The sequence below is a fragment of the Aliarcobacter lanthieri genome, from assembly GCF_013201625.1.
Classification (GTDB): domain Bacteria; phylum Campylobacterota; class Campylobacteria; order Campylobacterales; family Arcobacteraceae; genus Aliarcobacter; species Aliarcobacter lanthieri.
Window position 1 is genome coordinate 1236623 of record NZ_CP053839.1, and the last position, 14256, is coordinate 1250878.

At 25.2% G+C, this 14256-nt stretch carries 19 protein-coding genes; 16 read left to right on the forward strand and 3 right to left on the reverse strand.

Annotation, left to right across the window (positions count from 1 at the left end):
- Positions 1-162 precede the first annotated feature (162 nt).
- From ALANTH_RS06245 to ALANTH_RS06255, 3 genes are read left to right on the forward strand one after another with little or no spacing between them, the layout of a single operon-like run.
- Positions 163-2280 (forward strand): ribonucleoside triphosphate reductase, encoded by a 2118-nt coding sequence (locus ALANTH_RS06245; RefSeq protein ID WP_026807786.1) that lies wholly within the window; start codon positions 163-165, stop codon positions 2278-2280.
- The gene (gene nrdD / locus ALANTH_RS11475; RefSeq protein ID WP_113871750.1) at positions 2258-2422 is read left to right on the forward strand and encodes an anaerobic ribonucleoside-triphosphate reductase; all 165 of its coding nucleotides are present in this window, start codon (positions 2258-2260) and stop codon (positions 2420-2422) included. Before ALANTH_RS06245 ends, nrdD begins: the two co-directional genes overlap by 23 nt.
- Positions 2373-3077 (forward strand): anaerobic ribonucleoside-triphosphate reductase activating protein, encoded by a 705-nt coding sequence (locus tag ALANTH_RS06255; RefSeq protein ID WP_063353221.1) that lies wholly within the window; start codon positions 2373-2375, stop codon positions 3075-3077. Before nrdD ends, ALANTH_RS06255 begins: the two co-directional genes overlap by 50 nt.
- Here the strand turns inward: ALANTH_RS06255 and ALANTH_RS06260 are convergent.
- Positions 3054-3719, reverse strand: coding sequence for a response regulator transcription factor (locus ALANTH_RS06260; RefSeq protein WP_026804361.1), 666 nt, complete (start codon positions 3717-3719; stop codon positions 3054-3056). The two genes, ALANTH_RS06255 and ALANTH_RS06260, sit on opposite strands and share 24 nt — an antisense overlap.
- 3 nt (positions 3720-3722) lie before the next feature.
- Positions 3723-4805 carry a PAS domain-containing sensor histidine kinase gene (locus ALANTH_RS06265; protein WP_026807788.1) on the reverse strand — a complete coding sequence of 361 codons (1083 nt, stop codon included), beginning with the start codon at positions 4803-4805 and terminating at the stop codon, positions 3723-3725.
- Between the two features lie 188 nt (positions 4806-4993).
- On the opposite strand from ALANTH_RS06265, the gene ALANTH_RS06270 reads away from it, so the two are divergent.
- Positions 4994-5458: a DUF2846 domain-containing protein gene (locus ALANTH_RS06270; RefSeq protein WP_026807789.1), complete on the forward strand. Its 465-nt coding sequence runs from the start codon at positions 4994-4996 to the stop codon at positions 5456-5458.
- Positions 5459-5475: 17 nt separating this feature from the next.
- Here ALANTH_RS06270 and hemB read toward each other — a convergent pair whose 3' ends face one another.
- On the reverse strand, positions 5476-6453 hold the full coding sequence (gene hemB / locus ALANTH_RS06275) for a porphobilinogen synthase (RefSeq protein ID WP_026807790.1): 978 nt from the start codon (positions 6451-6453) through the stop codon (positions 5476-5478).
- Positions 6454-6513: 60 nt separating this feature from the next.
- Between hemB and ribA the strand changes: the two genes are divergently transcribed.
- Genes ribA through ALANTH_RS06335 form a run of 12 tightly spaced genes read left to right on the forward strand, consistent with a single transcriptional unit; the run spans position 6514 to position 14226 of the window.
- Positions 6514-7089 carry a GTP cyclohydrolase II gene (gene ribA / locus ALANTH_RS06280; protein ID WP_026807791.1) on the forward strand — a complete coding sequence of 192 codons (576 nt, stop codon included), beginning with the start codon at positions 6514-6516 and terminating at the stop codon, positions 7087-7089.
- The gene (gene rsmG, locus ALANTH_RS06285) at positions 7086-7667 is read left to right on the forward strand and encodes a 16S rRNA (guanine(527)-N(7))-methyltransferase RsmG (protein ID WP_026807792.1); all 582 of its coding nucleotides are present in this window, start codon (positions 7086-7088) and stop codon (positions 7665-7667) included. Before ribA ends, rsmG begins: the two co-directional genes overlap by 4 nt.
- 2 nt (positions 7668-7669) lie before the next feature.
- Positions 7670-7885 (forward strand): PP0621 family protein, encoded by a 216-nt coding sequence (locus ALANTH_RS06290; protein ID WP_026804366.1) that lies wholly within the window; start codon positions 7670-7672, stop codon positions 7883-7885.
- 4 nt (positions 7886-7889) lie between these two features.
- Positions 7890-8267 carry a hypothetical protein gene (locus ALANTH_RS06295; protein ID WP_026807793.1) on the forward strand — a complete coding sequence of 126 codons (378 nt, stop codon included), beginning with the start codon at positions 7890-7892 and terminating at the stop codon, positions 8265-8267.
- 13 nt (positions 8268-8280) lie between these two features.
- On the forward strand, positions 8281-8439 hold the full coding sequence (locus tag ALANTH_RS06300) for a hypothetical protein (protein WP_162830427.1): 159 nt from the start codon (positions 8281-8283) through the stop codon (positions 8437-8439).
- Entirely contained in the window at positions 8432-10447 is a 2016-nt protein-coding gene (gene glyS / locus ALANTH_RS06305; protein ID WP_026807794.1) for a glycine--tRNA ligase subunit beta, read from the forward strand. Before ALANTH_RS06300 ends, glyS begins: the two co-directional genes overlap by 8 nt.
- The gene (locus tag ALANTH_RS06310) at positions 10447-10809 is read left to right on the forward strand and encodes a YbgC/FadM family acyl-CoA thioesterase (protein ID WP_026807795.1); all 363 of its coding nucleotides are present in this window, start codon (positions 10447-10449) and stop codon (positions 10807-10809) included. Before glyS ends, ALANTH_RS06310 begins: the two co-directional genes overlap by 1 nt.
- Before the next feature lie 3 nt (positions 10810-10812).
- Complete coding sequence (locus ALANTH_RS06315) at positions 10813-11025, forward strand: FAM83 family protein (RefSeq protein WP_172658504.1); 213 nt, start codon at positions 10813-10815, stop codon at positions 11023-11025.
- Complete coding sequence (locus ALANTH_RS06320) at positions 11009-11272, forward strand: phospholipase D-like domain-containing protein (RefSeq protein WP_172658505.1); 264 nt, start codon at positions 11009-11011, stop codon at positions 11270-11272. Before ALANTH_RS06315 ends, ALANTH_RS06320 begins: the two co-directional genes overlap by 17 nt.
- A gap of 37 nt (positions 11273-11309) precedes the next feature.
- Positions 11310-12536, forward strand: a complete 1227-nt coding sequence (locus tag ALANTH_RS06325; RefSeq protein ID WP_026807796.1) for a M48 family metallopeptidase — start codon at positions 11310-11312, stop codon at positions 12534-12536.
- Positions 12533-13729, forward strand: a complete 1197-nt coding sequence (locus ALANTH_RS06330; RefSeq protein WP_026807797.1) for a DNA recombination protein RmuC — start codon at positions 12533-12535, stop codon at positions 13727-13729. The genes ALANTH_RS06325 and ALANTH_RS06330 overlap by 4 nt, the downstream gene beginning before the upstream one ends.
- Positions 13730-13755: 26 nt before the next feature.
- On the forward strand, positions 13756-14226 hold the full coding sequence (locus ALANTH_RS06335; RefSeq protein ID WP_026807798.1) for a hypothetical protein: 471 nt from the start codon (positions 13756-13758) through the stop codon (positions 14224-14226).
- Positions 14227-14256: the final 30 nt, after the last annotated feature.

Genomic DNA, 14256 nt, shown 5'->3' on the forward strand with positions numbered 1-14256 from the left:
GATTGAAAGCAAACATTTTATTTAATTTATCTTTTATAAACACTTAAAAACAACATTAAATCTATTTTAAAAGTATCATAAAATGACACTTTTGTGACAAAACTAGTTACCAACTATTAAGATCTTCTTACATAAACTTTTAAAATTAAGAAAGGATAAAAAATGATTGATTATATTTTAAAAAGAGATGGATCAAAACAAAAGTTTGAAGCTTTTAAAATTGAAGATGCAATAAAAAAAGCTTTTAAAAGTGTAAATATTAAATATGATAAAGAAGCTTTTTTCTCAGTATTATTTCAAATAAAATCAAAAAGTATAAAAGAAGTTGAAAATATACAAGATTTAATAGAAAAAGAACTTTATAAAATTGGATATTTTGATGTTATGAAAAGTTTTATGCTATATAGACATCTTCATAAAATTCAAAGAGAACAGATTTTAGGCTTAAATGATGATACAACTTATATAAATTCAACTCAAACAATTCAAGAATATATAAATGGTGAAGATTGGAGAATAAAAGCAAACTCAAATACAGGATATTCTCATGCAGGACTTATAAACAACAGTGCTGGAAAAATAATAGCAAACTATTGGCTTGATAAAATTTATACAAAAGAACAAGGTTATGCACATAGAAATGCAGATATTCATATTCATGATTTAGATTGTTTGAGTGCTTATTGTGCTGGTTGGAGTTTAAGAGTTCTTTTAGATGAAGGGTTTAATGAAGTTCGTGGAAGAGTAGAAAGTTTTGCTCCAAATCATTTTAGAGAAGCCTTAGGACAAATGGCAAATTTTTTAGGAATACTTCAAAGTGAATGGGCTGGTGCTCAAGCTTTTAGTTCTTTTGATACTTATTTAGCTCCTTACGTATTTAAGGATCAATTAGAATTCAAAGATATAAAAAAAGCTATTCGTAGTTTTATTTATAATTTAAATGTTCCAGCACGTTGGGGGCAAAGTCCTTTTACAAATATTACTATTGATTGGACTATTCCAAATGATTTAAAAGATCAAATACCAACTCGTCACCAAAAACATCTTTTATTAAACATATCAGATAATAATCTTTTAAAAGAGGCTAAAAATAGGGGAGTTAATACTCTAGAAGAACTAACATATAAGCATTTTCAAAAAGAGATGAATCAAATTAATAAAGCATATTATGAAATAATGACAGAAGGTGATAAAACTGGTCAGCCATTTACTTTTCCAATACCCACAGTAAATATAACTGAAGATTTTGATTGGGAAGGTGAAAATATAGATATTTTATTTGAAAATACAGCAAAAATAGGAAGTAGTTACTTTCAAAATTTTATAGGAAGTCAATACAAGAAAGATGAAAATGGTAATTTAGTAGTAAATGAAGAAGCTTATAAACCTGGTCATGTAAGAAGTATGTGTTGTAGACTTCAATTAGATTTAAGAGAACTTTTAAAAAGAGGTGGTGGTCTTTTCGGAAGTGCTGAAATGACTGGAAGCATTGGAGTAGTAACTATAAATATGGCTAGGCTTGGATATTTATATAAAAATGATATCAAAGGTTTATATAATAGAATTGAAGAGCTTATGGATTTAGCAAAAGATAGTTTGGAAAAGAAAAGAATTTTTGTACAAAATATGTATGATAGAGGTCTTTATCCTTATACAAAAAGATATTTGCCTCACTTTAATAATCACTTTTCAACTATTGGTATAAATGGTATGAACGAAATGTTAAAAAACTTTTTTGAAGATGAAAGCATAGATTTATCTACATCAAAAGGGATTGATTTTACATTAGAATTATTAGATTTTATGCGAGCAAAAATGGTTGAATATCAAGAAAGAACTGGAAATTTATATAACCTTGAAGCAACTCCAGCAGAAGGAACAACTTATAGATTTGCAAAAGAGGATAAAAAAAGATACAAAGATATTATCCAATCTGGATTTGAAAAAAACATTTACTATACAAACTCTTCTCAACTACCAGTAGATTTTACAGATGATCCCTTTGAAGCTTTAGAATTACAAGATAATTTACAATGCAAATATACAGGAGGAACAGTTCTTCATCTATATATGAAAGAACAAGTTTCAAGTATTCAAGCTTGTAAAAAATTAGTAAAAAATGTGATAACAAACTTTAGATTACCATATATTACTATAACACCACTGTTTTCAGTTTGTCCTAAACATGGTTATTTAACTGGAGAATACGAGTATTGCCCAAAATGTGATAATGAAATTTTAGAAAAGGAATTAGAAAATGGAAAAAATAAAATTGCTTGAGAAAAATATAGAAAAAAGAACTAAATGTATAGTATATACTAGGGTTATGGGATACCATAGACCAGTTGAAAGTTTCAATATAGGAAAAAAAGGTGAACACAAACAAAGAGTTAAATTTACTGAACCAAAAAATTGTTTATGATTTTACAAGGTTTACAACAACAGATTATGTAGGTGAAATATCCTGCATAGTTTGGCATATATCTTGTAATCTTAGATGCAGTTATTGTTATAATGATAATATAGTTTTTGCTAAACAAGGCTTATATACGCATAATGATATTTTAGAGTTTTTAAATAAAAGAAAGAGCCTTTTAACCGCTGTTGTATTATCTGGAGGAGAAGCTACTATTCATAATTTAGTATATTTCTGCGAAAAGATTAAAAAATTAGGATTTAAAATAAAACTTGATACAAATGGAATAAATTTTAAATCTATAAAAGAGCTTATTTCTAAAAATCTTATTGATTTTATAGCAATAGATTTTAAAGCTCCAAAATATAAATTTAAACTTATAACAAAAAAAGATGATTATGAGAAGATGTTAAAGACAATAAAATATCTTTTAAAAATAGATTTTCCTTTTGAAATTAGAACTACAATAAATAGAGATATATTAGATGAAAATGATATAAATGAGATTATAAATACAATTTATTGTTTAGGTTATAATAATATTTATTATATACAAAATTTCTTACAAACAAAATCAAATATTGGGAATATTACCCAAAATATGGTACTTAATAGAAGTTTAATAGATGATTCAAAATTAACCATTAACTACAGAAATTAAATATCCCTGAGATGATATATTTTCTATTAAAGTTTTTGAGGTTTTGACTCTTAATCTTCTTACAAAAGTTCGTACTCTATCATCACTAACTTCTTCATCTTCCCATAGTTTTTTTATATTATTAAGTGTTACAAATGAATTCTTATTTTCAATTAAAAGAGACAGAAATCCTTTTTCTCTTTTAGTTAGATTTATCAAATTATCATTTTTATATAAATTTATACTACTATTATTAAATAAAAAACCATCTTTTAAAGTTATTAATTTGGCTTTTTCAATTTTATTCGATAACTCTTTTAAATATTCAATAAAACTTTCAATATCAAATGGTTTTATAAAATATTTAGATATTCCTAAATCAATAGCTTGTAAAAGCATATCTTTATGACTATATGCACTTAATATAATAATAGGGATTGAAGTATTTTGCTCTTTTATCTTTTGACTCATTTCTAAACCATTCATATTTGGCATCATAATATCACTAATAATAATATCAGGCTTAAAAATTTTAAATTTTCTAAGTCCTTCAACTCCATCTTTTACACAAACAACTTTAAAAAATAAATCTTTAATAGAAGATTTAATAAGATTACCTAGTTTTTGTTCATCTTCTACTATTAAAACTTTTAGATCTTTCATAATTTAACTTTGTAATGGGAATTTAAGAGTAAATTTTGAACCATTATTTGTCTTATTATATAAAATATGCCCATTGAAGCTATTTTCTATGATTACTTTCGAAATAAATAGTCCAAGTCCTGTTCCAGTACTTTTATATTTTGTTGTAAAATATGGTTCATAAATATGATTTTCTATATCTTTAGGAATACCTAAAGCATTATCAATAAACTCTAAATATATAAATTCACTATCTTGATAGCTTTTTAAAATAATCTCTTTTTTTAATATTTTATTTTCATTAAAAGCATCTTTTGAGTTAGAAATTAAGTTTAATAAAACTTGTACTAATTCATTCTTAATACCTAATAATTCTAAATCTTTTGTTATATCAAATTTTATAGATATTTTTTCATCTTCGATTAATCTTGATAATATTTTTAGAGCTTCACTTATTGAAAGATTTAATAAAAATCTCTCTTTTTGTTTTTGAGGATTAAAAAAATTTGTAAAATCTTCAATAGTATCTGACATACCTAAAATAAGATTTTTTGAACTATTATAAAAAGTATCAAAGTCTTTTCTTTCTTTAGATTCAAAAGCTTTTTTTAGATTAAATAAAGATAGATTTAATTCAGTTAAAGGCTGTCTCCATTGATGTGCAATATTTGCTAACATTTGACCCAGACTTGCCATTCTTGATTGTAAAAAGATTATTTTTTGCTTTTCTTCAAGCTCTTTTTGAAGCATTACCTCATTTGTAATATCATATCTTATTGCAACAAATTCAATAATATTTTCAAATTCATCTAAAATAGGAATAATTGTCGTATTTAAGTATAAATCTTTTCTATTTTTTGATAGATTTTTAACCGTAGTTTTATATACTTGTTTATTTAAAATAGAACTCCAAAGAGCTTCAAATTTCTCTTTTGGAGTATCAGGATGTCTTACTATATTATGATTTTTACCAATAAGTTCATCTTTTGTAAAACCAAAAAGATTACAAAACTCATCATTTACAAATGTGATAACTCCATTTATATCTGTTTTTGATACTATATTTGAGTTTTCTATGGCTTTTTGGTAATTATTTACTTTTTGCATGTTATGAGTATATCATCTTTAATCTTTAGTAGTTTATGTTTTTTTAAATAGTTTATATCCTTTTGGGCTCTTTTTGTAGAGTCTTTGAAACTTGCTAATTAAAATTAGTTGTAATATTCAATAAATTTAAAAGTAAAATCTAATTATTTTGTTGATAATATTTTATAAAAATATAAGGAGTATGAAATATGAAAAATATTTATTTTGGAATGGTTCTATTTGTGGTATTATTTAGTGGTTGTGCTAGTGTAAAAATGGATTCAGCAGAAGCATCAAATAATGCTAAAAAGTTTAATAATCCAAATAAAAATAAATCAGGATTGTATATTTATAGAGATAGTTCTCATTTTGGTGGGGCTTTAAAAAAGAAAGTTTATATAAATGATAATTGTATTGGTGAAACTGCACCTAGTGTTTTCTTTTATGAAGAAGTTGATGGAGATAAAGAGTATAAAATATCTACACAATCAGAGTTTTCAAACAATGATTTATTATTAAAAGTTGAAAATGGTAAAAATTATTATATAAGACAATACATTAAATTTGGTGTTTTTATTCATGGAGCTGATTTAGAATTAATTGATGAAGAAAAAGGAAAAGAAGCTGTATCTAAACTTGATATGGCATTAAAATTAAATTGTAATACTAAATAATAAATAGCCAATTTTGGCTATTTATTACGATTCAAAATCTCACAAACCTCTTTTGCATGATATGAAATTATTATATTAGCTCCTGCTCTTTTAAAAGCTATCATTGTTTCCATCATAACTCTTTCATAATCAATTAAACCAGCAATTCCTGCGTGTTTTAATAATGCATATTCACCACTTACATTATAAACACAAAGTGGTAATTTTGTTTCATTTCTAATATCTCTTACAATATCTAAAAATGCTAATGCTGGTTTTACCATCAAAATATCAGCACCTTCTTTTTCATCTTCAAGTGATTCACTAATAGCTTCTAATCTATTTGATACATTCATTTGATATGTTCTTCTATCTCCAAAAGATGGAGTTGATTCAGCTACATCTCTAAACGGACCATAATATCCACTTGCAAATTTAGTTGAATATGCCATAATTGGTAAATCTTTGAATCCATTTTCATCTAAAGCTGTTCTTAAAGTTGCAATAATACCATCCATCATTCCACTTGGTGCTATCATATCTGCTCCAGCTCTTGCATGAACTAAAGCTTGTTGTGCAGAAATTTCTAGAGTTTTATCATTATGCACACTTTGAGTTTTTGGATCAAGTATCCCACAATGTCCATGATCTGTATATTCACAAAAACATAAATCTGTAACTATAAACATTTGAGGGAATTTTTCTTTTATAGCTATAATAGTTCTAGCAATAATACTCTCATCACATAAACATTCACTTCCAACAGAATCTTTTGTATCTGGAATAGCAAATAAAATAATAGATTTTAAATCAATACTTATTAAATACTCACACTCTTTTAAAATCTCATCAATACTCATTTGATAAACACCTGGCATTGAAGAAATTTCAGTTTTTATACCTTTTCCTTCTCTTACAAAAAGTGGATATATAAAATCATCTTTACTTAAAGTTGTTTCTTGAACTAAGTTTCTTAAAGTTTCATTTAATCTTAATCTTCTAAATCGTTTAAACATAATATTTACCTCTTTTGGTTATAATCTTTGCGATTTTAACAGTTTAAGGTTTAAATACAAATGAATATAATTGTATCAAATATAGCAAATTTACCTACAAGATATGGAAAATTTAGAATAAAAGCATTTAAAGATGGACATCAAGAACATCTAGCAATAATGAGTCAAGATTTTGAAAAACTAGAAGCTCCTTATGTAAGAATACATTCAGAATGTCTTACAGGAGATACGTTAGGAAGTTTAAAATGTGATTGCCAAAGCCAATTAGATTTATCTTTAAAATTTATAGCTCAAAATGGTGGCTTAGTGATATATCATCGACAAGAAGGTAGAAATATAGGCTTGGTAAATAAAGTAAATGCCTATGCATTACAAGATAATGGAAGAAATACAATAGAAGCAAATTTAGAACTTGGATTTGCTGAAGATGAGCGAGATTATAGAGTTGTTGGATATATTTTTGAAAACTTAAAAATAGAAAAGCTAAAACTTATTACAAATAATCCTGAAAAATTAAAATATGTTGAAAGTTTAGGTATTGAAATAGTTGAAAGAATACCAGCTATTATTAAATCAAACAAATACAATGAAGCTTATTTATCTACAAAAAAAGAGAAAATGGGACATCTAATTTGAGTTTAAAAAGTTTACTTGAAAAAAATGGCTTAAATTTAGAAGATAGTTTTTATGAAGATTGTAAAATATTTGTAGAACTTTTACAAAAATGGGGAAAAGTTCATAACTTAAGTGGAAGATTAAGTTTTGAAGATATAAGTGAAAATATTTTAGATTCACTTTATCCACTAAAATTTATAGAAAACTTTTCAAGTTTTGCAGATATTGGAACAGGAGCTGGTTATCCAGGGCTTATTTTAGCTATTGCAAAAAAAGATATAAAAGCTTTTTTAGTAGAACCAAGAATAAAAAGAGTAGCTTTTTTAAATTTTGTAAAAGCTAGTTTAGGTTTGAAGAATCTTATCATTATTCAAAATAGAGCTGAAAACATACAAGATATTAAGGTAGATTTAATAACAAGCAGAGCTGTAACAAATACAAAACTTTTATTGGAAATCACAGAAAATATGAAAAAATCTAACACTTCATATCTTTTTTATAAAGGCAGTATGTTAGAAAGTGAATTAGATGAAGCAAAAATAAACAACTATAATATTATATCAAGAAACGATAGAAATTATTTATATATAAAGGCTTAAGTATGTTACTAAAATTTTTAGGATTAATAATCATTGGTTTTTTAATTTATATTATATTTTTTAAAAAATCAAGAAAAAATAATTTAAAAAAAGATGATAAATTAATATCAGATGAAATGGTAGAATGTCCAACTTGTAAAACTTTTGTTTCTCAGAAAGAAGCTATAGTTAGTAATGGAAGATTTTATTGTTCAAAAGATTGTTTAGAAAAAAGGTAATATTATGATAATAATAGGTGATAACTTAGTACCTTATGAAAAACCTTATTTTATAAGTAGTATTGAAGATATAAAAGCTACAAAACCAAATTCGATATTGCTATTTAATTATGATGAAAAAATAGTTAAATATTGTTATGAAAACTCTTTAAATTTTGCTGTTATTGTTGATAGTTTAAAAGAAGCAATATATGCAAATAGTTTAAATTCAAGATATATTATTTCAAAAATAAAATTATCTAAAAAAATACAAAAAATAGCAGAAAATTATATGTTTGATTCTAAAATTTTAGCTATTATTTACTCAAATGATGAACTAGAAAAAGTTGCTAAAAAAGAGATAGATGGCGTAATTTATCATAAATTACTATCTCAAAATTAAAATAGGATTTAAATTGAAAGAGATACTAGATACAATAGTTATAATTTTATTTGTTTTTATGGTTGCTATGTTTATTATAAACTTTAATAGACAACAAATAAAAAAACATACAGATAAAATCGAAGAGAATGAAAAAAATACAACTTCTAAAAAGGAAAATATAGATGAATAAACCACTTTTAATTGAGATTGGTGTTGAAGAATTACCAGCTATTCCATTTTTAAATGAATTACCAAATATTGAAAAAAAATGGAGCAATATTTTAGAAAAAAATAGACTTTTATGTGATTTTGACTTTTTTTATACTCCAAGAAGATTAGTTTTATGGCATAGAGAATTCCAAGTAAAACAAGAAGATAGTATTGTTGAACAATTTGGAGCACCAGTTAAAATAGCATTTAAAGATGGAGTTCCAACGGGTGCTGCTATTAGTTTTGCTTCAAAATTGGGAGTGGAAGTTTCACAACTGCAAACAAAAGATTTAGGAAAAGGTGAAGTTTTATATTTCAAACAAGAAGTAAAAGGTGAAGAATCTAAAAATCTTTTAAATGATATGGTAAATGAGTTTATTTCTTCTTTAAACTTTGGAAAGTCTATGAGATGGGCAAGTAGAAGTGATAGTTTTATTAGACCTATTAGAAGTTTAAGTATTATGTTAGGAGATGAAATAGTTGAAGCAGAACTTTTTGGTATAAAATCTTCTAATATTGCATTTAGCCATAGAATGGTATCTTATGAACCATTTAGTTTTGATTTTGCTGGAGACTATTTTTGTAAACTTGATAAAAATGGAGTTATATTATATCCAGATGAAAGAAGAAAAATCATCTTAGAACAGATGAAAGATATTGAACAAAGACATAATATTAAAATAGAAATTGATAGTGAACTTTTAGATGAAGTTGTTGCTATAACAGAGTATCCAACTGCACTTATTGGAAAGTTTGATGAAGAGTTTTTAACTCTTCCACCAGAAGTTATAGTAACTTCTATGAAAGAGAATCAAAGATATTTTGCAGTTTATAAAGATGATAAATTAACAAACAATTTTATTGTTGTTTCAAATGCTAAAACAGATGATTTTGGATATATCATACAAGGAAATGAAAAAGTTTTAAGACCAAGACTTGCTGATGCTATGTTTTTTTATAAAAATGATATAAAAAATGGTTTATCAAATGAGGGACTTAAAAAACTTGTTTTTGTAGAAGGTTTAGGTTCTATGTATGATAAATGTGAAAGAGAAGCGAAAATAGCTTCATATTTAGCAAATACTTTAAATATAAACGAAAAAGAACTACTCAATAAAGCTGTGATGCTTTCAAAAGCTGATTTAATGAGTGAAATGGTTTATGAATTTACAGAACTTCAAGGATTGATGGGATATTACTATGCAAAAATAGCGAATGAACCTGAAATATTTGCATTAGCTTTAAAAGAGCAGTATTTACCAACAGGAGAAGAGTCAGAACTTCCTTCAACAGTTTTTTCAAGTATTGTAGCTTTATCAAATAAAATAGATAATCTTATTTCTTTATTTAGTATAGGAAAAATTCCAACTGGTTCAAAAGACCCATTTGGATTAAGAAGAGCAGCACTTGGAATAGTAAGAATAGCTATAAAACACAAACTTGCTATTGATTTTACAAAAATAGTTGATGAATTGTCAGTAAATTATAAAAATTTAGATAAAAAAGTTTTAATTGAATTTTTTAATGAAAGACTATTTAAAATATTTGATAGTGTAAATCCAACTGTTTTAAAAGCCGTATTATCAAGTGGTGAAAGTGATATTTATAAAATCTCTTTAAAAGTTGAAGCTTTAAATCCAATAGTTCAAAGTGATAATTTCAAAGATTATGTAACTACATTTAAAAGAGTTGCAAATATTATAAAAGATATTGATTTAAAAGATTTAACAATAAATGAAAGTTTATTTGAAGCAGAGGAAGAAAAAGAGCTTTACAAAGCATTTAATAAAGTTTTAACTACAAATTTTGAAACTTTTGAAGAAGAACTTGAAGCACTTTTTGCTTTAAAACCACAATTAGATAACTTTTTTGAGAATGTATTTGTAAATCATGAAAATGAGAAGATAAGAACAAATAGAAAAAATCTTATTGGTCTTGTTTATCAAGGATTTAGAAAAATAGCTGATATTAAAGAGATTACTATCTAATGCAAATAAGAGTTTACTACGACGATACAGATTGTGGTGGAATAGTTTATCATTCAAACTATTTAAAGTTTTGTGAAAGAGCCAGAAGTGAATTATTCTTTCAAAAAGGTTTATCACCACACAATGATGATGAGTTTTTTGTAGTAAAATCTTGCGAAGCAAACTGGATAAAATCAGCAGTTTTCGCTGATATTTTAGAAGTTAAAACAAAGCTTTTAGAGAAAAAATCTGCTTCAATTTTAATGAAACAAGAGATTTTTAGAGAAGATGAAAAAATATTTGAAGCTACTTTTAAACTAGCTTTCTTAAAAAACTTTAAACCAGCAAAAATACCAGAACATATATTTTCTATATTGGAGTAAAATATGAAGAAACTAATACTAATTTTACTTTTTTCTTTGAATGTTTTTGCAAATGAAGTTTTTTTACTTCCTGATGAGTCAAAAATTGCACAAGAAAAAATCAAATCTTTGATAAATGAAGCAAAATCTTCTATTTTTATTGCTATGTACAATTTTTCATATAAAAAAATAGCAAAAGATTTACTAGAAGCTTCAAAAAATGGTACAGATATTTGATGGCGAAAAAGTTTCAAAAGATGATGATGTTTTAAAACTTTTTAAAAATAGCAAAATAAAAACTATTGTAAATAAAGATAAAAATAAAATGCACATAAAAGCTATGTTAATAGATGACAATTTAGCTCTTATAGGTAGTACAAATTTTACAAAAAAGTCATTTGAAGAAAACTATGATTTGATTTATATCTCAAAAGATGAAAAGTTAATATCTAAATTAAAAGAGTTTAGAGCAAAATTTGAATAAAATATAATCTTTAAAATATATTATTAAAGGATTATATGTGTTAGAGATATTTGTTATAGCATTTTGTATCTATTTTGCTGTTAATATTTACATTTCATTTATGCAAATAGGTTTTATACAAGATGCAAGAAAATTGGAAGCTATTATTTTAGAGCCTTCAAAATATCTGGAAGCTTCAAACTATGCAATAGAAAAAGAGAAGCTAAATCTTGCTTCAACTTTTTATGATTTTGTTCTATTTATTATATGGATTGGTTTTGGATTAAAAACGTTAGATTCATTTATACAAATTGATGAATATTGGCTAAAAGCTATTGTTTTTGTAGATTTATTTATAATTATAAATTGGCTTTTAGGTTTACCATTTGAACTATATTCAACTTTTAAACTAAATAAAAAATATGAATTTTCAAACATAACACCAGCACTTTTTATAAAAGATACTATTAAAACGGGTGTTTTATTTTTGCTTTTTGGTTCGCTTGTAATTGCAGCAATTGCATTTATCATTCAAAACTTCCCAGCTTGGTGGATTTTTGGATTTATTTTTATTTTTGCTGTAATTATACTTATAAATATGCTTTATCCAGTAATTCGTGATAAGATGTTCGATAAATTTGAAAATCTAAAAGATAAAGAACTTGAATCAAAAATAGAAAAACTTTTAGATGAAGTAGGGTTTAAAAGTAGTGGGGTTTACAGTGTTGATGCAAGTAAAAGAGATAATAGACTAAATGCTTATTTTGGTGGACTTGGAAGCACAAAAAGAGTTGTTTTATTTGATACTTTAGTTGAAAAATTAACTCACAATGAATTACTTGCTGTTTTAGGACATGAATTAGGACATTTTAAAAATGGAGATATTTTAAAAAATATAGGAATTATGGGATTTGTTATGTTTGTTTTCTTTGCTATATTTGGAAATTTAAATGATGAACTATTTTTAGGATTATCTTTAAACAACGAACCTTATGCGATAATAACGGTATTTTTGATATTTTCTCCAATATTGTCATTTTTCTTGATGCCTTTAATATCTCTTATTTCAAGACACAATGAGTATAAAGCAGATGAATTTGGCTCAAATTTAGCTACAAAAGAGGATTTAGTAAATGCTTTATTAAAACTTGCAAATGAAAATAAATCATTTCCATTATCTCATCCTTTATATATTTTCTTTTACTACTCTCATCCACCTTTAATTGAGAGATTTAAAGAGCTTGGATATGATGTACATACAAAAAAATTTAGTGATAAGATATGATAAATATTGACTATTTTATTTTAGTAGCCTTTGTAGGATTGGTTTTAGTAATCTTCTTGGCTACTATATTTTTTATACGACAAAAATATCAAAATATCATAAACTCTTATGAGTTAAAACTTGCAAATATTGAAGAACTTTTCAGAGTTGAAAAAGAGAGTTTAAAAGAAAAAATTGCTTTTTTAGAAAATAATAAACAACAGATGAAACTAGAGTTTGAAAACCTTGCAAATAGACTTTTTGATGATACTCAAAAAAAATCAAACCAAAATATAAATCAAGTTTTAACACCTTTTAAAGAGCAATTAACTCTATTTGGAACAAGAGTAAATGAGATCTTCAACGAAGATACAAAACAAAGAAGTTCACTTATAACAGAGATAAAAAATCTAAAAGAGTTAAACAATCAAATCTCACAAGATGCTATAAATCTTACAAAAGCTTTGAAAGGACAAAATAAACTTCAAGGTGATTGGGGAGAGATGATTTTATCTTCAATATTGGAGCAAACTGGACTTAGAAAAGGTTTAGAATACAAAGTTCAAAACTCTTTTAAAGATGATAGTGGAAAACTATTTCGTCCTGATGTGATAGTTCATCTTCCAACAAACAAAGATATTATCATTGATTCAAAACTATCTTTAAATTCATATATTGACTACACAAATAGTGAAGATGAAAATGATAAGAAAGATGCTTTAAACAGACTTGTAAGTTCTATAAATAGTCATATTAAAGATTTGAGTTCAAAAAAATATGAGAATTTGAGTGATTTAAGAAGTTTAGATTTTGTTTTGATGTTTATTCCTATTGAAGGGGCTTTTATCTTGCTAAATCAAACAAACCAAAATATTTTTGAATTAGCTTTAAAAAACAATATTATGCTAGTTTCTCCATCGACTTTATATATTACTTTAAGAACTATTGAAAATATTTGGGCAGATGAAAGACAAAATGAAAATGCAAAAGAGATATCAAAACAAGCAGGTGATTTGTATGATAAATTTGTAGCCTTTGTTGAAGATGTAGAATCTATTGGAAACTATCTAAATAAAAGCCAAGATTCATATCAAAAAGCCATGAATAAACTAAGTTCTGGTAGAGGAAATCTTATCTCAAGAGCAGAGAAATTTTTGGATTTGGGAGTAAAACCAAATAAAAAAATATCAGAAAAATATCTTTTAAATAAGTAAAATTATATATAAAGAAAGGGATTTAAATGAAAGATAAAAATATTAAATTAGAATTAAAATATAGCTCAGAAGGTTTAGTTTTTGCATTACTATTTTATATCTTTGGTGTGTCTTTTTGTCTTTTTATTATGTTTCACGCAAACTTATTTTTCTTTCTAGTTGGATTAATCGGTTTTATAGGTTGTATATATACTCTTCTTGATATTTGGTTTTTTAGAAGAGTTATCTTTACAAATTACTGTGTAATGAAAGAGTGGAATGTATTTGGAAAAAGTTATTTTCATAAGATTAAATATAAAAATCTAGAGGTGCAAGCTCTACCAAAAAGAGTTATAAGTGGACATATTGTATTTAAAACCATAGGAGCAAATTATTTTAAAAGGTTTTGTTTTCAAATTAATCTAATCCCTGTAAGTAAAAAAGATTTAAAAAAAGTAAAAGAGATTCTAATAAAAAAAAGAGTATTGAGAGGTGATGAATATGAGTGGAACTACTAGTATTTTTCTCATTTCCAATATCCTCGTTGG

Coding starts and splice junctions, on each gene's coding strand:
- ALANTH_RS06295 (WP_026807793.1), top strand. CDS start 7,890: ATGATAATAATAGGTGATAACTTAGTACCTTATGAAAAACCTTATTTT.
- ALANTH_RS06335 (WP_026807798.1), top strand. CDS start 13,756: ATGAAAGATAAAAATATTAAATTAGAATTAAAATATAGCTCAGAAGGT.
- hemB (WP_026807790.1), bottom strand. CDS start 6,453: ATGTTTAAACGATTTAGAAGATTAAGATTAAATGAAACTTTAAGAAAC.
- ribA (WP_026807791.1), top strand. CDS start 6,514: ATGAATATAATTGTATCAAATATAGCAAATTTACCTACAAGATATGGA.
- ALANTH_RS06245 (WP_026807786.1), top strand. CDS start 163: ATGATTGATTATATTTTAAAAAGAGATGGATCAAAACAAAAGTTTGAA.
- ALANTH_RS06310 (WP_026807795.1), top strand. CDS start 10,447: ATGCAAATAAGAGTTTACTACGACGATACAGATTGTGGTGGAATAGTT.
- ALANTH_RS06320 (WP_172658505.1), top strand. CDS start 11,009: ATGGTACAGATATTTGATGGCGAAAAAGTTTCAAAAGATGATGATGTT.
- ALANTH_RS06270 (WP_026807789.1), top strand. CDS start 4,994: ATGAAAAATATTTATTTTGGAATGGTTCTATTTGTGGTATTATTTAGT.
- ALANTH_RS06265 (WP_026807788.1), bottom strand. CDS start 4,805: ATGCAAAAAGTAAATAATTACCAAAAAGCCATAGAAAACTCAAATATA.
- ALANTH_RS06260 (WP_026804361.1), bottom strand. CDS start 3,719: ATGAAAGATCTAAAAGTTTTAATAGTAGAAGATGAACAAAAACTAGGT.
- glyS (WP_026807794.1), top strand. CDS start 8,432: ATGAATAAACCACTTTTAATTGAGATTGGTGTTGAAGAATTACCAGCT.
- ALANTH_RS06290 (WP_026804366.1), top strand. CDS start 7,670: ATGTTACTAAAATTTTTAGGATTAATAATCATTGGTTTTTTAATTTAT.
- ALANTH_RS06330 (WP_026807797.1), top strand. CDS start 12,533: ATGATAAATATTGACTATTTTATTTTAGTAGCCTTTGTAGGATTGGTT.
- ALANTH_RS06315 (WP_172658504.1), top strand. CDS start 10,813: ATGAAGAAACTAATACTAATTTTACTTTTTTCTTTGAATGTTTTTGCA.
- nrdD (WP_113871750.1), top strand. CDS start 2,258: ATGGAAAAAATAAAATTGCTTGAGAAAAATATAGAAAAAAGAACTAAA.